Genomic DNA, 21,312 nt, shown 5'->3' with positions numbered 1-21,312 from the left:
TCACCCTTCCAAAAACCTTTTTACTTGATAGGTAATTTGAGGCCCATCTTCTGCACCAAGCCAGATTATATCAGGTTCTTTTTTAAACCATGTTAGTTGTCTCTTGGCATACCTTTTTGTATTCTTTTTGATTTCTCTATCCATATCATCAAAACCTATTTTCCCGTGAAGGTAAAGCACTGCCTCTTTATATCCTAAAGCCTGCATTGGTTTCAGTTCAGGGGCAAAACCCATATCCAGAAGCCTTTTCACCTCATCTATGAACCCTGCCTCAATCATCCCCTCAACCCTTGTATCTATATCCTGATACAGCATGAGCCTGTCTTTTGCAAGCCCTATATACAAGGTCTTGTAAGGCGTTTCCATAAAACCATGCTCCATCTGAAATGATGATATAGATTTACCTGCAGAAAGATATACCTCCAATGCCCTTACAATCCTCGCCTCATTATTAGGGTGTATCTTTGAAGCAGATACAGGGTCAACCCTTTTTAATATCCTATAGAGGTATCCATTCCCTTTTTTTTCAGACAACCTCTCAAGTTTCATCCGCAGCATCTCATTTCTACCAGGACCTTTAAAGAGCCCTCTTGTGAGCGCCCTGATATAAAGCCCTGTGCCGCCCACTACAAAGATATTTTTACCCCGCTTCCGTATATCATCTATTGCCCTTGCAGCGTCAAATTTATACTGTGCAGCGGTATAGTCTTCATCAGGATTTACAATATCTGTAACATGGTGTCTTATCCGTAATCTGTCAGGGGCAGAGGGTTTTGCTGTCCCTATATCCATGAATCTATATACCTGCATGGAGTCTGCATTGACAATTTCAGCATTAAACCTCTCTGCCAGTCTTACCGCAATCTCTGACTTTCCTGATGCCGTCGGACCTGCTATTACAACAATCTTTATTTTTAACCCAAAAAATGCAGTTGAAATCGTCATGAGACGCAGAAGAAGCCCTGCAGGCAAGGCGCAGAAAAGATTTTGGCAGAAGGAATATTGGAATATTTCGATGTCAAAATCTCTTTCTGCAACACAGCCTGTAGGGCTGATTTCAAGTCGTAATAGATATTCAAATGCATTTTTCGGGTTAAGTCTATCATCTCCTTTTGAACATTGTTTCTATCTCTATCCTTGACAGTTTTTTTACCGCAGGCCTTCCATGCGGACAGTTTGATGCAAAATCAGTCTCTGACATCTGCTTAAGCAGGGCATTTACCTCTTCCCTTGCAAGCACCCTTTTGCCTCTTATTACGGTATGGCATGCAATCCTTACCATTATTGCCTCAATCACATCATCTACTGCTGTTGTCTTATCCATAGATACAATCTCTTCTGCCATATCCTTAATTAAACTGCCGCACCCCTTTCCTGAAAGGATTTGGGGGATGGATTTGATTGCAACTGTATTGCTGCCAAAAGGCTCTATCTCAAAACCTGCCTTTTCTATTATAGAAAAAGCCGATTCTATCGCAGATATTTCTGCGACAGAAAGTTCAATCATCTCAGGGACAAGGAGCATCTGGCTTTTTATGCCTGATGTATTATACATCAGTTTTAGTTTTTCATAAGTTACCCTTTCTGCTGCAGCATGTTGGTCAATTATGTAAAACTGGTCCCGGTCCTCGCACAGGATATACTCTTCCCACAACTGACCGATAAAGGACAGTTCATCAAACCTGATTTTGCTGTTGTAACTAAAATCACCTTTAAAAAAGAGATTGATATTATCTGCTGCAATATCTGTGGAATAGTTTGCCCGATATTCTTTAACCTCTCCATTCCAGTGCGGCATAGAAAGGTATTCAGTCTTGCCAGAATCCCTGTCTCCTGACCACTGCCTTTGCATATCACGGGTATATGTTTCACCCTTGGATCCAAGATGCCGGTAAAGTCCGTGTTTAATTGCATCTGACACGGTATCGTAAATAAACTTTGGATTTTTGAATCTAACCTCAACCTTTGCAGGATGGATATTTACATCAACATCCTGCGGCGGGATTTCAATAAACAGGGCAGCAAATGGACAGCGGTCTTTCATCAAAAGATTTTTATATGCCCGCAGCAGGGCATAATTAACACCCTTATTCCTTATCCACCTTCTGTTTACAAAGATAAATATCCCCTTTGTTGTTGGATAAGAAAGGTTTGTGTTGGATACAAAACCCTTTATGGAAATGCCATGTTCCCTATAGTCAACAGGGATAATTTCTTTAATAACATCCTTGCCAAACACATCGCGGATTCGTTCTCTTAAATCACAATCTTGACGGCTGTCCAACAGAACTGTCTTACCACTGGTCAGTTTAAATCTAATATCAGGGTTTGCAAGACTTAAACGAATGACCCAATCATGGATATTGCCAACCTCTGTTGCATGAGACCTTAAAAATTTTAGTCTTGCAGGCACATTGAAAAATATATCCTTAACCTCTACAGTAGTTCCATCAGGAGAGCCGCACTCTATTATATCTTCAACATGCCCCCCCTTTATTCTGATTTGTGTGCCTTCAATCTTACCCCTTGTCCTTGTCGTAAGCACCGTATCGCTGACAGAGGCAATACTTGGCAAGGCCTCACCCCTAAACCCCATTGTGGTAATTGAATATAAATCATCTTCTTTAACAATCTTACTCGTTGCATGCCTTTCAAACGCAAGCAGCGCACCCTCTTTATCCATGCCTTCACCATTATCGCTGACCCTGATTAAACCTTTGCCTCCATCTGTGATATATACCGAGATATTACCTGCACCGGCATCAATAGAGTTTTCTATAAGTTCCTTTACAACTGATGCAGGACTCTCTACAACCTCGCCTGCGGCAATTTTTATGGCGATGTTAGGCGGCATTATCTTTATTTTACCTTTGCCCATCTTCCCTTTATCCCAAATAATGCGTGAACAATAAAATATGACCATATGTTCCTAAAGCGACTGTTAAATTTTCCATTTTCCACGGATGGTAAAAATGGGAAATTTCCAGAGTAAAGACAGACATGGACGGCTGTCTTTATGGCAAGCGGAAGGAATATATGTCATATTCATGCATAGTCTGGGTTTATATATCTTAAGAACCAGTTTCCTGTTTGACTTCAGGTTTTTTCTCAGTCTTTGCCTTTGGTGATTTAACAACCTTGACTGTGGGTTTTACAGGTTTTTTCTCTAAAGGTTCTTTTGCCTTTTTGGGATTTTTCTTTGCCTCCAAAATCAATGCATTAGTTCTTGCCTTTCTTGCCTTTTCCTTTCTATGCTGTCTCCTCCTGATTTCTCTATCTCTTTCTCTCATAAATGATATACCTCCTACAGATTGGTAAATATAAGGATAACACAAATATATTTTAATGGGCAAAGTTTTTTCTTTGATATGGATTCCCATACTGATATAATGGGCAATATGAAATACGGTGAAGAGATGATAGAAAAAGCAGAACTAGAGGTATGGGAAAACCCATATCCTGACAGGGATTATACAATTGAGATTTCCTACCCTGAATTTACCTGTTTGTGTCCCCGTTCCGGATACCCTGACTTTGCAACAATATTTGTAAACTATATTCCTGACAGACACATAGTTGAACTTAAGTCCCTGAAACTCTATCTTAATAAATACAGAAATCAACACATATCGCACGAATCCGCAGCAAATAAGATATTTGACGATTTAAAAAACACCCTCAAACCCCGCAAACTTGATGTTGCCGGAGATTTCAATGTCAGGGGGAATGTTAAGACAGTAATCCGTGTAAGCCTTTAGTGCACATTTCGCTGAAAAATAAAAACATATATAATTTTACCAGCCAACCACTATAGATGGCAACCAACTCGCAGGTTTCCCCAAAAATCAATGTCTATTTTTGCTCTTTAATTATTTTATTTAATTATTTTATTGACAATGACATTGAATTTAAGTATTTATGGGTCGTTATTTTATAGTGAAAGGGGGGATGGAAGCGAGTCGTCCTTTATGTTTTTGGTTAGAATAATTAAGAATAGATATATACACAGCGTCAAAAATAAAAGGAGGGGGGAGATTATGAAAAAGATATTTCTAGGCATTGTGATGTTTGTTATAGCATTAGCAGTTGCAAGCAGTACATTTGCTGCAGAAAAGGCGGCACCAGCGGCAAAGACGCCTGCTGCAGCAAAGGCAGCGCCAGCGGCAAAGGCTGAAGATAAGTCCAAACCAACACCAGGAATGTACTGGGCAAAGTGGGAAAATGGAAAGGCAAAGGGTCTTGTTCCTCCATGCGGTGTTAATGTCCTCCCACTTGGTGGAGACGACATATTACAGGCAACAGTAGATACATACTGTGCGGTAAAACCAGGACAATACTATTCCTTTATAAATCCTGCTGTAATGAAGATATATAAGGAAAGAGGGGACAAATACCCTGATGGAAAGACCGCTATCCTTGAATTCAAGGAAATCGGTGTTGCATTTACGACAGACCACAAGGGCGGAAAGCCTGTTTATGATGTCGTATCGCTTAAAGATGGCAAGTCCGTTGCATCAAAAGACAAGGGACATCCCTTGAACCCTGAGACCTGCGCCAACTGTCATGCAGGCTTTAAGCAGGTATGCGTCGGTTATGTCTGCGGAAACAGGAACTGAATTTTAAGATTTATGTGGGGGCAGATTTCAAATCTGTCCCCATTTGTCCACTCTATCTACATCCCCATCAATTTAACTTACCCTATAAAAATCCTAACAAACTTGAAATCAGCCCTACAGGCTGTGTTGCAGAAAGAGATTTTGACATCGAAATATTCCAATATTCCTTCTGCCAAAATCTTTTCTGCGCCTTGCCTGTAGGGCTTCTTCTGCGTCTCATGACGATTTCAACTGCATTTTTTGGGTTAATCCAAACAGGAGTTAATATGAAGGGTGTAATTATGGCAGGGGGATTTGGGACAAGACTGCGTCCCTTGACAAACAACCTCCCAAAACCAATGGTAAGTATTGTCAACAGACCCATGATGGAGCATATCCTCGGCCGGCTGACAGGTTCCGATATACGGGATATTGTAACACTGCTTTATTTTCATCCTGAAATGATAGAGAGCCACTTCGGTATAGGAGATAAATTTGGTGTTAAGATTACCTATACAGCGCCTCCTGAAGACCTTGGCACTGCAGGCAGTGTTAAATATGCCCAGTCATTTCTTGATAAATCATTTCTTGTGATAAGCGGTGATGTGCTTACAGACTTTGATCTGAAAAAGGCAATAGCATTCCATAAAGAGAAAAAGGCAATCGCAACAATGGTATTGACAAGGGTTGAAAATCCCCTTCCATTTGGCATTGTTATTACAGATGACGATGGCAGGATAGTCCGTTTTCTTGAAAAGCCTTCATGGGGTGAGGTCTTCAGCGATACAATAAACACAGGTATATATATACTTGAACCAGAGGTGTTGAATTATATACCCGATAGAAAGGAATTTGATTTCAGCAAAGACCTGTTTCCCCTCCTCCTTAAAAATAATAAACCGCTTTATGGTTATATAGCAGACGGCTACTGGAAGGATGTAGGAAGCATTGAAGAGTACAGAAGGGCAAATATAGATGTGCTTACCAATAGGGTAAAGGTCAACATCCCAGGCATTGAAGTCGGTAACAGGGGTGTATGGATTGAAAATGATGTAAAGATAGATTTTACGGCAAGGCTTGATGGTTCGGTTGTTATAGGTGCAAACTCCTGCATAAATGGGGGCGTAAGGATTGTAAACTCTGTGATAGGTAAAAACTGCATAATTGAAGATGGTGCCGTAATCATAGATTCTGTAGTCTGGGACAATGTATCCATCGGCAGGCATGCAGTACTGCAGGAGAATGTTGTTGGCAATAGTGCAGAGATTAAAGACAGTGCATTCATTGGCGAGGGTGCGATAGTAAGCGACAACTGCTATATAGGACGAAAAAGTATTGTAAAGGCAAATGTAAGGGTTTGGCCTTACAAGATTGTTGAAGATGGGGCAACACTATCATCCAGTCTTATCTGGGGTGAAAAGTGGTCTAAAAATATATTTGGTGCCTACGGCATTACAGGACTTGCAAATATTGAAATATCCCCTGAATTTGCATCAAAGGTCGGCGCTGCGTATGGTGCAACCCTTAAAAAGGGGTCAGTAGTATCAACAAGCAGAGACAGTCATAAAGCCTCCCGCATGATTAACAGGGCAATCATGACAGGCATACTTTCAACAGGTGTGCATGTGCATGATTACGGTGTTGTGCCAATGCCTGTTGTGAGGTACCTTGCACGGGGCGGAAAGGAGTCTGGAGGTATATATACTCGTCGTTCACCTTTTGATGCAGAGATTTTGGACTTGAAGTTCTTTGATGAAAGCGGACTTGACCTTCATCCAAATCAGGAAAAGACTATAGAAAGGCTCTTTTATCGTGAGGACTTTAGAAGGGCGCAGATGAAAGATACAGGTGAAATCAGTTTTCCGGCACATGCCTTTGAACACTACCATAACGGTTTCATGTCTATGGTAGATAAGGAGGCAATAAGAGGGGCAGACTTTAAACTTGTAATTGACTATTCTTATGGAAGTTCAAGCAGCATATTCCCTGCCATCCTTGGCAAACTGAACTGCGATGTAATTGCACTTAATGCAAATCTTGACGGCACCAGAATAACAAGGACCCAAGAAGAATTTACAAAATCCCTTGAGCAACTTTCCACCATAGTTCGTTCATTAAAGGCTGATATTGGCATCTTCCTTGATGCAGGCGGAGAAAAGATATTTCTTGTGGATGAAAACGGGGAGATTATAGACGGCAACATGGGACTTATTCTTATGGCACTCCTTGTAATGAAGTCTCATGTTAATTCCAAACCTTCAATTGCAGTTCCTGTTACGGCGTCAAGGATTATTGATAATCTTGCAGAGGTCTACGGCTTTACTGTAAAAAGGACAAAGATATCTGCAAGAAACATGATGGAAACAGCAATGGGAAAAGATGTCATCTTTGCAGGGGAGCAGACAGGCGGATTTATCTTCCCGCAGTTCCAGCCTGCATTTGACGGCATGTTTGTAATAGTAAAGTTGCTGGAGATGATGGCTAAAAAAGAGGTAAGGCTCCATTCATTGGCAAGGGAGATACCGCCGAGTTTTATGGCAAATAAGAGGGTTTCATGTTCATGGGAAAAAAAGGGGATGATAATGAGGCACCTGATGGACGATTCAAAGGCAATGGATGTCCAGTTGATAGATGGGGTTAAGATATTTTTTGACAATGACTGGGTAATTGCATACCCCAGTTATGATCATGCATATTTTCATATAACGGCGGAGGCATCTACCAAAGAGAGGGCAGAGGAGATTGCAAAGGTCTATGCAGATAAGATAGAGCAGTGGCAGATATAGCCCCACCAAAAAGCCTCTTTTATTGTTCACGATTATTTGGATAGTGACCTGCATAACTTGTTGGTAATGACGAACTTATATGTATTGGGTATTTCTTCTGGATCGCTATCCTTCACAAGTCTTTTCAGGTCATTGTATGTATCAACATCATACCACTTTGGGAGAAGAAAGGTTTTAGTCCCCTCTTTGCTGCATACCTCAAGGCTTTTTTCCAAAACCTTGTTTGTGCTCCATGGAATATTTTTAAATATCTCCTTGTTAAACCTGTTCATCCCTGCAAGATAATACCCCCCATCCTCTGTTGGACCAAAGACAACCCTTATTTTATTAAGTTTAATAAAGGCAGTTTTTATATACTCAAGCGGCACATCAGGGCTGTCGCTGCCTATAACAACAACCTTTTTGTAACCTATTATAAACAGGTCTGAAAACAGGTTTGCAAGTCGTTCGCCAAGACTGTTGCCTCTTTGCAGAACAAGGCTAATATCTTCACCGATTAGTTGTTTTATGAATCTCTCTTCACCAAATGGGGTATATGCTGCAAATATATCAATACTAGTTAACCTGCCTATCCTTGCAAATATATCTCTTATAAAACATTTGTAGAGCTCTGCTGCCGCTTCTTCTGTAAGCGGAGGGGTTAGCCTTGTCTTTACCATTTTGGGTAACGGCGCTTTGACCATTATTGCAATTGCTTTTTTGATTTTCAACTTCTTTTTATCCTTAACTTTCATCCTAAAAATAGACATTGATTTTTGGGTATTGAATGACAGCAATACATATTGTATGATTGCATACAAGATGACGCGGTTTATCTTAAAATTATTCGCATTTTTATCTATTCTTATTGTAGTCCTTATCCTCTTAACCACAGCATACCTCCTTTATATACCTGTGGACTTAAGCAATTACAAGGGGTATCTGATTGACAAGATTGAATCAGAGGCAAAGGTAAGGGTATCTGTGGAAAAGATTGTGCTTAAAATCCTGCCAAATCCCCGCATCATGCTTGATGGATTTGAAGTCAAGGCAGATGCAGACACTATCTTCAGTTCAAAAACTATTAGAATGAATCTGTATCTTATGCCGCTTCTAAAGCGGGAAATAAATATAAAAAGGGTTATAATAGACTCTCCGCTGTTACGGGTTAAAAGGGATAGAAACGGCGTCATAAATATCTCAGGGCTTTTTGGTAAGAACAAAATCAAGGCAGAAATTGATGATGTGCGGGTAACAAATGGAAGGGTGTGGTTTATTGATGAGTTTACTGGAGACAAGATATTTTATACAATGGGTAATGTAAACCTGCATATAAAACCTGATTATAGCAAGGGAATTGTTTATGAAATAAAGGGGAGACTGCACGATGATACTTCAGAATCTGTGATGATTGATTCCGCAGGTGTGATTAAAGATTATGATAAGGAAGATTTTTTGATTGATGGTAAGATTACAGCAAATAATATCAACCTTTACAATTACCAGCCGTATCTGAAGTCTATCCTTTCAGAAACAGGTCTTAATGCGAATATGAATATATCAGCAGGATATTCTTTGAAAGGATGGCTTAAATCCATTGAAACAAATGGCAAGATAGATTACTCCCTGCTCAGATTGGATATGCCTAGTATCTTCTCCAAAAAGATACTGTCAACCAGAGGTTCATTTGATATTGGCATTAAATATGACAATACAGCATTTTCAGCGAACATCAAAAACGGCATATTTCAAATGCCTGAATTTACGGTTAGTGCGGCAGTTTGGGGGGTAAAGCCTCAAGGCAAAGAGTTTGATGCAGGGTTTGATGCAAAGACATCCCCAATACCACTGCCTGTTATCAAGGGGTATATCCCTTCCAATATCTTACCTGTATATGCTTATCAGAACTTGAGCAAAATAGACCCCAAAAATGGCAGTATGACAATAGACCGTCTTGTATATTCAAGCAAAAAACCTGATGACTTTTTACTTAAAATGGTTTTCAAGGATGCAGGGTTTTCATTTGCTGGTTTTAAAAAGGCATGGACAGATATTGAAGGCAGCCTTGCGATTAGAAGGGAAACTTTAGTCTTTGAAAATGTCAGGGGTAAATATGGCAAGAGTAGTATTGAACGACTGATGGGAAATATAAAAGACCTTGAAAAAAAACCTGTCTTTGACCTGAAAACTGCTATAACCCTTGATGTGAAAGATGCAATGGATGAGTTGAAACAAAGAGATTTTGGCAGAACATGGGCAAAAACCTTTGGTGAGTTAAAGGAGATAAACGGCTTTGCTGCACTAACATTAGAGGCATCTGGCAGTCTGCAGGAAAAAGGGCAGTTATCTTACAACGGAACAGCAGCGATTAAAGGGGTTAATTTCTCTCATAAAGACCTGACATTCCCTTTAAATGATGTAACAGGGGTTTTGAACTTTGATAATCAAAAAATCGCCTTAAACAATCTTGCAGGCAGGTGGGAAAAATCAAACTTTGTTTGTAATGGTATCATTTTAGAATATAAAAACAACCCTTTGCTTGACCTGAGCATAAAAGGATTTGCTGCTGAGGCATCTTTAAAAGAGGTCTTTACAGAACTTAAGGACAGCAGTGTCCATTTTGATAACGTCGTGTCATTTACATCAAAGATTAAAGGCACTGAAGATAATATGTCGGTTGCCCTTGTCCTTGACACAACAAAGTCCAATGTTCAATACTCTACATGGTTTACAAAGCCGCTGGACTATCCGCTTTTTATGGACGGCGTCTTGAATATAAAAAGACCTTCTGACAGGTCTTTGAAACGGCTGACCGTAGAGAAATTGAATATCAGATTTGGAAGTGCCTCTGCTGTCGTGAAAGGGGATGTCTATAAAGGTAAGGCATCCTTTTCTTTTAAGACAAATGATGTGGACATGGACGATGTAGATAATATAATCCCTTATTTCAAAAGGGAGTTTAAATCTACAGGCATGGTTTCAACACAATTAAGCATGGTATATGATTTAAAGGATGGTAAAAGGGATATTGATGGCGAGGTAAAGATTAAAGATGCACAGTTTGAAACAGGGGTTTTACCCAAGATGGTTTCAAAGGCAGATATCTTTGCAAAGGTATCAGGCAGTTCAGTAAATGCAGTAATAAATTCGTTTGAAACAGGCAGGACAAAACTGTCTGGAAAGATTGATATACCTGATATAGCAAGGCATGACCTGAATTTTACTATTGCCGCACAATACCTTGATGCAGACGATTTGTATCCGCTTCAGGAAAAGAGGAAATTCATTCCAACAGGCTCTGGCAGTATAACTGTTAAAAACGGGAGGCTCCTTAACTTAGATATTGAGTCTTTCAGGGCAGATGTTTTGATGGGAAAAGAGGGCATTACCTTAAAACCAATGACATTTATAAATAATCAGGGGATTGTGAGCGGAGGTCTTATATACTACAGGGACACTGCATCAGGTGATAAGCCTCTTCTTACTGCAAATTTTAAGATAGATGGATGGGATGCAGAAAAGATTTTAAAAGACATAGGGGTTACAGCAAAACGGGGCAAAGAGAATATCTTAAGCGGGCTTGATGGTTATGGGAATGCAGTATCAAAGGATGGGAAGATGTGGAGATTTGTCCTTATGTCAAAACTCTTCAGCATTGTAAATATTATTTCAATAAATGAACTTTTACTAGAGGGTCTGCCGTATAGAGAACTTAAAGGAAATTTTGTTATAAAAGACGGCGTCCTCTCAACAGAAGACTTAACCCTTGACAGTCCGTCCATGAGGATGTCAGCAGTAGGGGGTATCAATATGGAACAGCGGACTGTGGATGCAAAACTGGGGGTTCACCCATTTGTTACAGTTGATAGCATTATAAGCAAAATCCCTCTGGCAGGATGGATTATAGGCGGAAAGGAAAAAAGCACACTGAGTATGTATTATGAGGTGAAAGGACCTCTAAATAACCCTGATGTTGAGGCTGTTCCTGTAAAATCACTTGGCACAGGGATTTTAGGTATATTTCAAAGAATCCTTGAACTGCCTGCAGATATTATAAAACCGCTGGTGAAATAATTATGCATTTTATTGCCGACCTTCATATACATTCAAGATACTCAAGGGCAACAAGTCAGGATATGTCGCCTGAAGGCATCTGGAAGTGGGCGCAATTCAAAGGCATCACTGTAATATCTACAGGGGATTTTACCCATCCTGCATGGTTTAAGGAACTTGGTGAAAAGATTATACCTTTAGGGAATGGCTTGTTCAAACTCAAAAAGGAATTGCAAACAGACGACATCCCATTCTTATGCAGGGGTGAGGTCTATTTTCTTTTATCCGCTGAAATCAGCTGCATATACAGCAAAAATGGAAAGATTAGAAAGGTACACTCAATAATACTTGCCCCTGATTTTACAGGTGCAAAACGGCTCAATGATCAATTGTCAAAGATTGGGAATTTAAGCGCTGATGGAAGACCGATACTCGGGCTTGATGCAAAAGAACTCTTAAGGATTGTAATGGATGCGTCTCCTGATGCCATGTTGATACCTGCACATGCATGGACCCCCCATTTTTCTGTATTAGGTGCATCATCAGGTTTTGACTCTCTTGAAGAATGTTTTGAAGACTTGACACCTCATATCCATGCCGTTGAAACAGGACTCTCATCAGACCCTCCTATGAACTGGAGGCTGTCAGCCCTTGATAAAATCACCCTGATTTCAAATTCTGATGCCCATTCTCCAGCCAAGATAGGCAGAGAATCTAATATATTTGACACAGAACTTTCATACAGAGGCATTACCAATGCCATAAAAACCAGAACAGGATTTTCAGGGACTATTGAATTTTTTCCTGAAGAAGGCAAATACCATTATGATGGACACAGACAGTGCGGTGCCTGTCTTTCACCAGATGAAACAATAAGGCATAATTATCTCTGCCCTGTATGCAGCAAAAAGGTTACAGTCGGTGTGATGCACAGGGTTGAAAAACTAGCAGACAGACAAAATGGTTTTAAGCCAAAGAATGCACTGCCATTTTATTCTGTAATTCCCTTATCTGAAATTCTTGCAGAGGTGCTAAATGTTGGTGTAAACAGCAAGACAGTCTGCAAGCAGTATCAGAGCCTTCTTGAAAAACTTGGCAGTGAGTTTAAAATCCTGATGGATATTCCAGCAAAAGAGATTGAAGATGCAAGCACATCTCGTATAATGGAAGCCATATCAATGGTGCGGGAAGGCAATGTCAATATTATCCCCGGATATGATGGCGAATATGGAAAGGTAAAGATTTTTGAGATGGTGGAAGACAAAAAGGTTAAAGGGCAGATATTGTTATCTCTATGACTAAAATATTAAAAAACCAGCAGGCAGCAGTTGTGTCATTTATCGGCTCCGGTCCAGGCGACCCTGAACTCATCACAGTAAAGGGCAAAAGACTCCTTGAAGAGGCTGATGTCGTAGTTTATGCAGGCTCTCTTGTAAAAGAAAAGGTTTTGATGTATGCAAAAAAGGATGCCTTGATTTATAATTCTGCACCGATGACACTTGAAGAGATTATGCGGGTTATTACAGATGCTGCAAGGCGCGGCAAAAAGGTTGCAAGGCTGCATACAGGAGACCCGACATTATACAGCGCCTTACAGGAACAGATAGAGATACTTGAAAGGCAGGGCATACCATACGAGATTGTGCCGGGTGTAAGTTCTGCATTTGCCTCTGCCTCTGCATTGAAAAAAGAACTCACACTGCCTGAAGTTACACAAACTGTCATCTTTACAAGACTTGAAGGCAATACCCCTGTGCCTGAAAAAGAGAAACTACCTCTGCTCGCAAAGCATAATGCAACTATGTGCATATTTTTAAGTGTCGGCATGATTGACAGGGTAGTTGATGAATTGAAAAAAGGCTATTTAGAAGACACCCCTATCGCTGTTGTTTACAGGGCAACATGGGAAGATGAAAAGATTGTGCAAGGCACATTAAAGGATATTTGCAAAAGGGTAAAAAGGGCAGGGATTAAAAGGCAGGCAATGATAATTGTGGGGAATACAATAGGGTCAAGGGGTGAAAAGCATACTTTTCACGGTCAAGGGTCAAGATTATATGATAAAGGGTTTGAACATGGCTACAGAAAGAAGACCAATAAAACTTAAACATATTGTCATTTATTGGCTGCCTGTAATGGTTTATATGGCATTCATATATTATCTGTCATCTGTGCCGTATGTTGATTTGCCGATACCTGATATCTGGAATATTGATAAGGTAATCCATTTTTCTGAGTATGCCTTTCTTTCTCTTCTATGGGCAAGGGCTATAAACGCAACCCAAAAAGATTATAAGAGATTTGTAATAGTTGCCTTTTTAATAACATTCCTTTATGGTATTTCTGATGAAATCCATCAGTTCTTTGTGCCAAACAGGTTCTTTGACCCGTTTGACATTGCTGCTGACGGACTTGGCGCATGGGCTGGAATATGGCTCTACAAAAGGAAACTAATACAAACGCAATAAATGTCTTTATACTGCGCTTCGCTCCTCAGAAAATCCTCAACATACTTTCCTGCCGTTTTTTATGTTCCGCAAGAGCCTCATCAGCAGGTTTGTCGAGGACATCGGCCAAAATCAGCGGCGGCGTTTTTTGCCGTCCGCTGGATTTATTTGTTAGACAAAAATAAATCTGCCTCCATCTGCCTCTGTGCCTCTGCTTTAACCAATGCATCGTCTACCTTGACTCGTTGTGTTGTTGGGGCGCATCCAGATAAAATTGAAAAAATCAGGATAAAAAGAAATACTATTTTCTTCATAACCTTATCTCCTTATCTTTTTTATGTTTATTCAACATTATGATGGATTATAGAAATTAAAGGTGTGCTCATCAAGAAAAAAATTATAAAATTATAAAAACTTATAAAAACCGGGCATTCCAATCTCCAGACAACTATGATATATACTCATGTGGCAACAAAAAACATACTTGGAGTGAAAAACCCTCTTGACAACTAAAAGTTTTTGCTTCGCTTCTTTCTCTAATTTCACATACGCTTGCATCAAAAAGGAGGTTTTAAATGCTTTTGGAAAACATTACAATGACAGATTTTAAAAAGGGCCTTAAAAAGACAAAGACCCTGATTATCCCCTTTGGCACGGTAGAGGAGCACGGCAGTCATCTGCCTCTTTCTACCGATACGATTCAGGTTTATGAGGTTTGCAAAGAGGCAGCAAAGAGGGTTAATGTCTTTGTTGCACCTCCCTTGCATTTTGGTGTTTTGACATCAACAAGGCAGCATGCAGGGAGCATCGGCATCTCCCCGAATAGTTTAAGGGCAATAACAAGGGATATAATCAAATCAGCATACTCGCAGGGACTAAAGAATTTCATCTTAATTTCAGGACATGCCGGGGGCATACATATGTCAGCGCTTCGTGAGGTTGGCGAGGGACTGATAGATGAGATTTGTGATATTAAAATCGCTGTAATATCAGAATACGACAGCATAGTAAAAGAAGCAGGGAAGGTGGTTGAAACAGAAAACGACGGACATGCTGGAGAGATTGAGACATCAAGGGTTTTATACCTCGCTCCAAACCTAGTAAAAGGCAGGGCAAAAGAGGAGTATCCAGAATTTCCAGCACCGTTTATTGCAAGGGACAAGGTCAAACACTGGAAAAACGGTGTCTGGGGAAATCCGCAAAAGGCAACAAAAGAAAAAGGCAAGAAACTCATCATGGTTTCTGTTGACAAGGTTGTTGAGATTGCAAAGAAGATTGAACAGACTTGAAAGAGATAATCCTTTCTTATATTGATAGACTTGTTCATGTAACCAATAGGTATTATAAATACTTTCCATACCTTTCGCTTCTGCTTGGGATACTAACCATAGTGTTATGGGAAAGGGGATTTGAATTTATAAGATGGGCATTCATTTATCTCATATTCATAGGCATTACCACTATAATACTGCTGCGATTTGCAAGACATCTCTCTTGCGAAAACAAAATATTTCCGATCGCTGTATGGTGTATTGAATTTATAAATCAGAACATTTATCAGGATTTGATATTATTCCTCCTGCCAATCTACTATCAGAGTTCAACCCTTTATTCAAAAAATGTGGTTTTTCTCATTATCATAACAGCGCTGGCAATAATAACAACATTTGACAACCTCTACAGGACAGTGATTTTACGCAGCAAGGTTACACAGTTTTTGTTCTATACATTCAACCTGTTTGCCTTTTTAAATTTTTGCCTGCCTGTCCTTGCAGGTGTAAGAAATATCTTCAGCCTTTATATAAGCATTTCACTATCCATCTTATTGCTGTCACCTTTATTTGTTAATTATAGACAAATCGTGGTGAGTTCAAAGCATGTCCTGAAAGGTTTTAATTTGGGAATGATATTTATTATTATTCCAATGATTCTTATTTCTTTCCTGGCAGTAAATTTGTTAAAAGGCTTTATCCCGCCTGTGCCATTAAAACTTATTTCTGGCACAGCAAGCACAGATATAGACAGGGTAAAAAAAGAGCCGACATCACCGTTTTCAAGTATATCATCAAAAGGGCTTGAGACTATATACTGCTATACATCTATATTCGCGCCAATGGGCATAAAAGAGACATTGTGGCATGTATGGAAAAAGGATGATGTATTTATACAGAAGGTCCCTCAGGTGATTACAGGCGGGAGAAAAGAGGGCTACAGAACATGGTCAAAGAGGACTCTTGCCAGAAATGATGCAAAGGGGACATGGATAGTGGATATTGAGACAGGGGGAGGGCAGTTGGTTGGAAGGGTTAGATTTAAGGTTATAGATTGATGGGGGCAGGATAGTATAGGAGATCTGATGGGAAAAAAGGTAATGGTTGATTTGATAATCTTTGATTTAGACGGAACACTCATTGAGTCAAGCAGGGATATTGTATGGGCAGTGAATAAGACACTTAACCATATGGGGTTTGATGAACTCCCTTATGATGTAATAAAGTCATACATAGGGTGGGGAGTCGGTATGCTGCTTGAGCAGGCAATCCCTGTAAAGAGGCATAATCTTTTAAGTGAGGCAAGAGAGCTCTTTTTAAGATACTATGAAGGACATCTTCTTATGGATACATTTTTATACCCTGGTGCAAAAGATGTCATTGAATATTTTAAAGATAAAAAACTTGCAATAGTTACAAACAAGCCTATCGGCTTAACAAAAAAGATACTTGATGGTCTGGCAATATCAGGATATTTTAAAAGGGTCGTTGGAGGAGACAATGTCCTGAACAAAAAACCTCATCCGCAGGCGATTGATATTGTATTAGAGGAATTGGATATTAGACCAGAAAATACTGTATTCGTAGGCGACAGCAGAATTGACATAGAGGCAGGTAAAAATGCGGGTGTAATGACCTGCGGCGCTGTTTACGGTTTCAGGGGAAGTGATGAACTTATAATCGCAGGCGCAGATTTTTTGATTGAAGATATAAAGCAGTTAAAAAATATGCTAATATAAACCTAAGAGGTATTTTCAGGTGAAGGTTGCAATTACAACACTTGGGTGCAAGGCAAATCAGTATGATTCATTTGCAATAGAAGGCATGTTAATGGATAATTATAGGGTTGTCCCTTTTTCAGAGCCTGCGGATGCCTATATCATCAATACCTGCACTGTTACTAATATTGCTGATTACAAATCACGTTATCTTATAAGAAAGGCAAAGAAGTCCAATCCTGATGCAGTGGTTATTGTTACAGGGTGTTATGCCCAAGTATCTCCTGATGATGTGAAAAGGATAGGCGGCATTGACTATATATTAGGTAATGTGGACAAAGATACAATACTAAATCTAATCTACAGAGGCAAACAAGAGGTTCCGCAGATTATTGTAAATAGCCTGGAGTCTTCAGCCTTAAATCTTAAGCCTAATCTAATTGCAAAAGGTTCTTCCGATAGAACACGGGCATTTCTAAAGATTCAGGATGGCTGCAACCGAAGGTGTTCTTACTGCATAATCCCATATGCAAGGGGCAAAAGCAGAAGTTTATCGTTTGATGATATGATAAGAGAGATTGAACTCTTGATTCAAAATAACTATAAAGAGATAGTATTAACAGGCATACACCTTGGCTCATATGGAACGGCTGATAGAGAAGGAAGCCTTGCTAAACTGATTAAGGAGATAGATAAAAGAAATTACCCTTGTAGATTCCGTATATCTTCCCTTGACCCTGATGAGGTAACTGATGAACTTATTGAGATAATGGCATTGTCAAATGGTATATGTAATCATCTGCATCTGGCTGTGCAGAGTTGTGATGATAGTATCTTGCAAAGAATGAACAGGCATCATTATTCTAAAGATTTATTTTTTGAAAAGGTAAAAAAGATACATGATGCTATTGATGACATCTCAATAGGCATTGATATTATTGCAGGATTTCCCGGTGAAACAGATAGGCAGTTTATGAATACATACAAATCGCTGGAAGATTTACCATTAACATATTTCCATATATTCCCATTCTCAAAGAGAAAAGGCACACCTGCTCATGATTTTAAAGATGAGGTAGACTTTAGGCTCAAAGAAGAAAGATGCATATTATTAAAGAATCTTGGCCAAGAAAAGAGGCAGAATTTTTATAAAACCCAGATTGGGAAGGGTGCGTGTGTACTAGTTGAGTCAATAGTTGGTAAAGACAGCGAGATGGTGAAAGGTAAATCAAGAAACTATATCCCTGTGGTTTTTAAATACGGAACTGGCATCATCAACAAAGAGGTGAATGTCTTATTAAAAGAGAGCAAAGGGAAGGAGGTTTTTGGTGTATACGACGTGCGATGCTGAACTTAAGGAGTTTGAAAAAAAACTAGGTTATGAATTTAAGGATATTGGGTTATTAAAAAAGGCACTCATTCATACTTCCTATCTCAATGAAAAGATGGAGGAGGGATTGAAAGAAAGTAATGAACGGATGGAGTTTTTGGGTGATTCTATACTTTCTGCTGTTATAACCCATTTACTTACAACAAGGTATCCGGAGATGGATGAAGGGGGGTTAAGCAAATTAAGGGCAAGGATTGTTAGTGAGCCTACCCTCTCACATGCAGCAATGGGGCTTTCTGTAGGTCAATACATTTTCTTGGGCAAGGGAGAAGAATTAACAGGTGGAAGGGAAAAACCATCCATGCTTGCTGATGCATTTGAAGCAATAATAGGCGCTATGTATTTAGACAAGGGGTTTGATAAAACCTTTGATACTGTTAAAGGATATTTTGACACCCTTTTAAGCAAATTTTCCAATAACATTATATCTTTGGATTATAAAACCGACCTTCAGGAGTATGTGCAGGGGAGATTTAAGACCGTTCCGCAATATCGGCTGATAGATAAGGTTGGTCCTGAGCATGACAAGACATTTATTGTTAATGTCGTAATAAGTGGTGAGATGATGGGGACAGGGAGGGGGAAAAGTAAAAAAGAGGCTGAACAGCAGGCAGCCAGAGAGGCTTTGATAAAACTCAAGTATCAAGATTAAGTTTTTTATGGGCAGAAAAAAACATTTTATTATCCCTTTTTTTATTCCCCACTCAGGGTGTCCGCATCAGTGCGTATTCTGTAATCAGAAAAAGATTACAGGAACATCTTCCCCTCCATCACCTGCAGAGATGGAAGAGACAATTACCCAATATCTCCGCACATGGAAAGGGCAGGCAGTAAAAGAGATAGCATTTTACGGCGGGACATTTACTGCTATGGATGCAGATATTCAGGAAAAACTTCTTTTAACTGCCTATCGTTTTATACAGAACGGTCTTGTAGATGAATTAAGGGTATCAACAAGACCTGATGCTGTGGACGACAAGAAACTGGATTTGCTGAAAAGGTATGGTGTAACCACTGTTGAACTAGGTGTCCAGTCAATGGATAATGCTGTGCTGAAAAAATCAGGCAGGGGTCATGCATCAGAGGATACAAGAACTGCGGTAAGACTATTAAGGGGAAATGGATTTAAAATTGGCGTCCAGATAATGCCCGGACTTCCTGGTGATACAGATGAAACAATACTTTATACTGCCTATAAAGTTGCAGATATGGTGCCTGACTTTATAAGGATATATCCCGCTCTAGTAATAAAGGATACTCCCCTTGAAAGGCTATATCTTAAAGGCTTATATAAGCCATGGCAGTTAAAAGATATGATAATAATTTGCAGTAAGATAATGACCGTCTTTGAAAAATATAGAATACCTGTTGTCAGGGTTGGGCTGTATGTTACGGAAGATTTAAAACAGAATATTGTGGCAGGGCCAATGCATCCTTCTTTCAGGCAATTGGCAGAAAGGATACAAACAGATGTTAGAGGTTAAGGATTTACATACATCGTTTTTTCTTGATGCAGGTGAACTTAAGGCAGTAAGGGGTATTAGTTTTACCCTTGGGAAAGGCAAAACGATTGGGATTGTCGGTGAGTCAGGCTGCGGCAAGAGTGTTACTGCCCTTTCAATAATGAGACTTGTCCCTCACCCCGGAAAGATTATTAGCGGTGAGATTATCTATTCCCCGATAGAAACATTCGGGAACAAGAATAACAAAGACCTCCTCAAACTTTCTGAAGAGGAGATGCATCATGTAAGGGGTAATGAGATTTCAATGATATTTCAGGAGTCCATGACTTCCTTAAACCCCGTGTTTACAATAGGCAGTCAGATAAAAGAGGCAATAAAACTCCATCAGGATTTGGGCAAGAAGGAAGTAGAACTAAAGGTGATAGAGATGCTTAAATTAGTTGGCATTCCATCTCCTGAAAGGCGGACAAAGGATTATCCACATCAGTTAAGCGGGGGTATGAGACAGAGGGTTATGATTGCTATGGCGCTTTCATGCAACCCCAATCTTTTAATTGCAGATGAGCCTACAACTGCCCTTGATGTTACAATTCAGGCGCAAATCCTTGAACTTATAAGGGAACTCCAGCAAAAACTTGGTATGGCTGTAATGCTTATAACCCATGACCTTGGGATTGTTGCAGAGACAGCAGATGATGTTTTAGTAATGTATGCAGGAAGGGTTGTTGAATACACTGATACAAAATCTATTTTTCAGGAGCCAATGCACCCTTATACCATTGGACTTATTGAGTCCCTCCCTTGTGCAGAAAAAGTTGAGGGGAAACGAAAATCTCTTAAAACAATCAAGGGTATGGTGCCGAATCTCTTACAAATCCCTTCAGGCTGTATTTATAAAGATAGATGTCCGAATGTTGACAAAGAGTGTAATGCAGAAGAACCTGAATTAAAGGAAATCAAAAAAGGGCATTGGGTTGCATGCTTTAAAAGATAAAAATAAAGTGGTCTTTATTATCTCATACCTGTCCAAAATGACAAGACCTGCGTCTGTCCCTGTCAGTAACACATAAACTGTCCACATCTGTAGCACATGCATTGTCCTATTCCGTTAGACTAAAAAGGGGACAGATTTATTTTAAGAAAAAAATAAATTTGTCCCCTTTATTTTTCCGCTTTGCCTTGTTTATAATATTTTTTCTTATATTCGCTTTTGTCATAGAATTTCTTTTAGCCTCCCTCAAAATTCCTTTGCAATCTTTGAAATTTCTTTAACAGGCAATACCGTGATATTTCGTGCTATGGGATAAGATTCTTTACCCGGATAAACAATAAACCCCTTTTTGCATGAGAGATCTTCACATGCCATCCAAAATCCCTTTTCCGCCTTTGGGCTCAAGGAATATTTGACCTCTATTGCTATGGGTAGGTTTTTCCTGTCAAAAACCAGTAAATCAATTTCAGCGCCTGCGCCTGTTCTGTAAAAATAGAGCAGGGTGTTTTCAGGCAAGATTCCCGCTATCTGTTCAATAACAAACCCTTCCCATGAACTGCCAACAACAGGATGCGACTGCAAGTCATCAAATGTTTTTACCATTAGCAAGGCATGTAAA

General features: G+C 39.6%; 20 protein-coding genes. 14 read left to right on the top strand and 6 right to left on the bottom strand.

Annotated features, from left to right (window positions below; all coding sequences use genetic code 11):
* The 3 genes from miaA to HZC45_04965 all read right to left on the bottom strand — a co-directional run bounded on the left by miaA (position 1) and on the right by HZC45_04965 (position 3,290).
* Complete coding sequence (miaA, locus tag HZC45_04975) at positions 1 to 945, bottom strand: tRNA (adenosine(37)-N6)-dimethylallyltransferase MiaA (GenBank protein ID MBI5682502.1); 945 nt, start codon at positions 943 to 945, stop codon at positions 1 to 3.
* Between the two features lie 157 nt (positions 946 to 1,102).
* Complete coding sequence (gene mutL / locus HZC45_04970) at positions 1,103 to 2,878, bottom strand: DNA mismatch repair endonuclease MutL (GenBank protein ID MBI5682501.1); 1,776 nt, start codon at positions 2,876 to 2,878, stop codon at positions 1,103 to 1,105.
* Positions 2,879 to 3,071: 193 nt separating this feature from the next.
* Positions 3,072 to 3,290 (bottom strand): hypothetical protein, encoded by a 219-nt coding sequence (locus tag HZC45_04965; protein MBI5682500.1) that lies wholly within the window; start codon positions 3,288 to 3,290, stop codon positions 3,072 to 3,074.
* A gap of 108 nt (positions 3,291 to 3,398) precedes the next feature.
* On the opposite strand from HZC45_04965, the gene queF reads away from it, so the two are divergent.
* The 3 genes from queF to HZC45_04950 all read left to right on the top strand — a co-directional run bounded on the left by queF (position 3,399) and on the right by HZC45_04950 (position 7,381).
* Positions 3,399 to 3,758 (top strand): NADPH-dependent 7-cyano-7-deazaguanine reductase QueF, encoded by a 360-nt coding sequence (gene queF, locus HZC45_04960; protein ID MBI5682499.1) that lies wholly within the window; start codon positions 3,399 to 3,401, stop codon positions 3,756 to 3,758.
* A gap of 279 nt (positions 3,759 to 4,037) precedes the next feature.
* On the top strand, positions 4,038 to 4,616 hold the full coding sequence (locus HZC45_04955; protein MBI5682498.1) for a hypothetical protein: 579 nt from the start codon (positions 4,038 to 4,040) through the stop codon (positions 4,614 to 4,616).
* A 266-nt stretch (positions 4,617 to 4,882) separates the two neighbouring features.
* A complete protein-coding gene (locus HZC45_04950) occupies positions 4,883 to 7,381 on the top strand; it encodes a mannose-1-phosphate guanyltransferase (GenBank protein ID MBI5682497.1) in 2,499 nt (832 codons plus the stop codon).
* A gap of 32 nt (positions 7,382 to 7,413) precedes the next feature.
* On the opposite strand, the gene HZC45_04945 is transcribed toward HZC45_04950, so the two are convergent.
* Complete coding sequence (locus HZC45_04945; protein MBI5682496.1) at positions 7,414 to 8,091, bottom strand: TIGR04282 family arsenosugar biosynthesis glycosyltransferase; 678 nt, start codon at positions 8,089 to 8,091, stop codon at positions 7,414 to 7,416.
* A 76-nt stretch (positions 8,092 to 8,167) separates the two neighbouring features.
* Here HZC45_04945 and HZC45_04940 point away from each other — a divergent pair, with 76 nt between their 5' ends.
* From HZC45_04940 to HZC45_04925, 4 genes are read left to right on the top strand one after another with little or no spacing between them, the layout of a single operon-like run.
* Positions 8,168 to 11,434 (top strand): AsmA-like C-terminal domain-containing protein, encoded by a 3,267-nt coding sequence (locus HZC45_04940; protein MBI5682495.1) that lies wholly within the window; start codon positions 8,168 to 8,170, stop codon positions 11,432 to 11,434.
* A 2-nt stretch (positions 11,435 to 11,436) separates the two neighbouring features.
* Complete coding sequence (locus tag HZC45_04935) at positions 11,437 to 12,711, top strand: DNA helicase UvrD (GenBank protein MBI5682494.1); 1,275 nt, start codon at positions 11,437 to 11,439, stop codon at positions 12,709 to 12,711.
* Complete coding sequence (cobM, locus tag HZC45_04930; protein ID MBI5682493.1) at positions 12,708 to 13,520, top strand: precorrin-4 C(11)-methyltransferase; 813 nt, start codon at positions 12,708 to 12,710, stop codon at positions 13,518 to 13,520. The genes HZC45_04935 and cobM overlap by 4 nt, the downstream gene beginning before the upstream one ends.
* Positions 13,489 to 13,881, top strand: coding sequence for a VanZ family protein (locus HZC45_04925; GenBank protein ID MBI5682492.1), 393 nt, complete (start codon positions 13,489 to 13,491; stop codon positions 13,879 to 13,881). Before cobM ends, HZC45_04925 begins: the two co-directional genes overlap by 32 nt.
* A gap of 143 nt (positions 13,882 to 14,024) precedes the next feature.
* On the opposite strand, the gene HZC45_04920 is transcribed toward HZC45_04925, so the two are convergent.
* Entirely contained in the window at positions 14,025 to 14,174 is a 150-nt protein-coding gene (locus tag HZC45_04920) for a hypothetical protein (GenBank protein MBI5682491.1), read from the bottom strand.
* Positions 14,175 to 14,435: 261 nt separating this feature from the next.
* Between HZC45_04920 and HZC45_04915 the strand changes: the two genes are divergently transcribed.
* Genes HZC45_04915 through HZC45_04885 form a run of 7 tightly spaced genes read left to right on the top strand, consistent with a single transcriptional unit; the run spans position 14,436 to position 20,696 of the window.
* Positions 14,436 to 15,149: a creatininase family protein gene (locus HZC45_04915; protein ID MBI5682490.1), complete on the top strand. Its 714-nt coding sequence runs from the start codon at positions 14,436 to 14,438 to the stop codon at positions 15,147 to 15,149.
* A complete protein-coding gene (locus HZC45_04910; protein ID MBI5682489.1) occupies positions 15,146 to 16,189 on the top strand; it encodes a DUF2914 domain-containing protein in 1,044 nt (347 codons plus the stop codon). The genes HZC45_04915 and HZC45_04910 overlap by 4 nt, the downstream gene beginning before the upstream one ends.
* Before the next feature lie 27 nt (positions 16,190 to 16,216).
* Positions 16,217 to 16,870: an HAD-IA family hydrolase gene (locus HZC45_04905; protein ID MBI5682488.1), complete on the top strand. Its 654-nt coding sequence runs from the start codon at positions 16,217 to 16,219 to the stop codon at positions 16,868 to 16,870.
* 19 nt (positions 16,871 to 16,889) lie between these two features.
* Positions 16,890 to 18,200, top strand: coding sequence for a tRNA (N(6)-L-threonylcarbamoyladenosine(37)-C(2))-methylthiotransferase MtaB (gene mtaB, locus HZC45_04900; GenBank protein ID MBI5682487.1), 1,311 nt, complete (start codon positions 16,890 to 16,892; stop codon positions 18,198 to 18,200).
* Positions 18,178 to 18,891 (top strand): ribonuclease III, encoded by a 714-nt coding sequence (rnc, locus tag HZC45_04895; GenBank protein ID MBI5682486.1) that lies wholly within the window; start codon positions 18,178 to 18,180, stop codon positions 18,889 to 18,891. Before mtaB ends, rnc begins: the two co-directional genes overlap by 23 nt.
* Before the next feature lie 7 nt (positions 18,892 to 18,898).
* Positions 18,899 to 19,723: a radical SAM protein gene (locus tag HZC45_04890; protein MBI5682485.1), complete on the top strand. Its 825-nt coding sequence runs from the start codon at positions 18,899 to 18,901 to the stop codon at positions 19,721 to 19,723.
* The gene (locus HZC45_04885) at positions 19,710 to 20,696 is read left to right on the top strand and encodes an ABC transporter ATP-binding protein (GenBank protein ID MBI5682484.1); all 987 of its coding nucleotides are present in this window, start codon (positions 19,710 to 19,712) and stop codon (positions 20,694 to 20,696) included. Before HZC45_04890 ends, HZC45_04885 begins: the two co-directional genes overlap by 14 nt.
* Positions 20,697 to 20,939: 243 nt before the next feature.
* Here HZC45_04885 and HZC45_04880 read toward each other — a convergent pair.
* On the bottom strand, positions 20,940 to 21,312 hold a 373-nt coding region (locus HZC45_04880; GenBank protein MBI5682483.1), incomplete at its 5' end, for a DUF4143 domain-containing protein.

Source organism: Deltaproteobacteria bacterium, assembly GCA_016223005.1.
Taxonomy (GTDB): Bacteria; Desulfobacterota; GWC2-55-46; order UBA9637; family GWC2-42-11; genus JACRPW01.
The sequence above is the reverse complement of the archived record's forward strand: the minus strand, read 5'-3'. Positions and strand labels throughout refer to the sequence as shown.

Coding starts and splice junctions, on each gene's coding strand:
- HZC45_04885 (MBI5682484.1), top strand. CDS start 19,710: ATGTTAGAGGTTAAGGATTTACATACATCGTTTTTTCTTGATGCAGGT.
- cobM (MBI5682493.1), top strand. CDS start 12,708: ATGACTAAAATATTAAAAAACCAGCAGGCAGCAGTTGTGTCATTTATC.
- HZC45_04940 (MBI5682495.1), top strand. CDS start 8,168: ATGATTGCATACAAGATGACGCGGTTTATCTTAAAATTATTCGCATTT.
- HZC45_04925 (MBI5682492.1), top strand. CDS start 13,489: ATGGCTACAGAAAGAAGACCAATAAAACTTAAACATATTGTCATTTAT.
- HZC45_04965 (MBI5682500.1), bottom strand. CDS start 3,290: ATGAGAGAAAGAGATAGAGAAATCAGGAGGAGACAGCATAGAAAGGAA.
- HZC45_04950 (MBI5682497.1), top strand. CDS start 4,883: ATGAAGGGTGTAATTATGGCAGGGGGATTTGGGACAAGACTGCGTCCC.
- miaA (MBI5682502.1), bottom strand. CDS start 945: ATGACGATTTCAACTGCATTTTTTGGGTTAAAAATAAAGATTGTTGTA.
- HZC45_04890 (MBI5682485.1), top strand. CDS start 18,899: ATGGGCAGAAAAAAACATTTTATTATCCCTTTTTTTATTCCCCACTCA.
- HZC45_04920 (MBI5682491.1), bottom strand. CDS start 14,174: ATGAAGAAAATAGTATTTCTTTTTATCCTGATTTTTTCAATTTTATCT.
- queF (MBI5682499.1), top strand. CDS start 3,399: ATGAAATACGGTGAAGAGATGATAGAAAAAGCAGAACTAGAGGTATGG.
- HZC45_04955 (MBI5682498.1), top strand. CDS start 4,038: ATGAAAAAGATATTTCTAGGCATTGTGATGTTTGTTATAGCATTAGCA.
- HZC45_04905 (MBI5682488.1), top strand. CDS start 16,217: ATGGGAAAAAAGGTAATGGTTGATTTGATAATCTTTGATTTAGACGGA.
- HZC45_04935 (MBI5682494.1), top strand. CDS start 11,437: ATGCATTTTATTGCCGACCTTCATATACATTCAAGATACTCAAGGGCA.
- HZC45_04915 (MBI5682490.1), top strand. CDS start 14,436: ATGCTTTTGGAAAACATTACAATGACAGATTTTAAAAAGGGCCTTAAA.
- mutL (MBI5682501.1), bottom strand. CDS start 2,878: ATGGGCAAAGGTAAAATAAAGATAATGCCGCCTAACATCGCCATAAAA.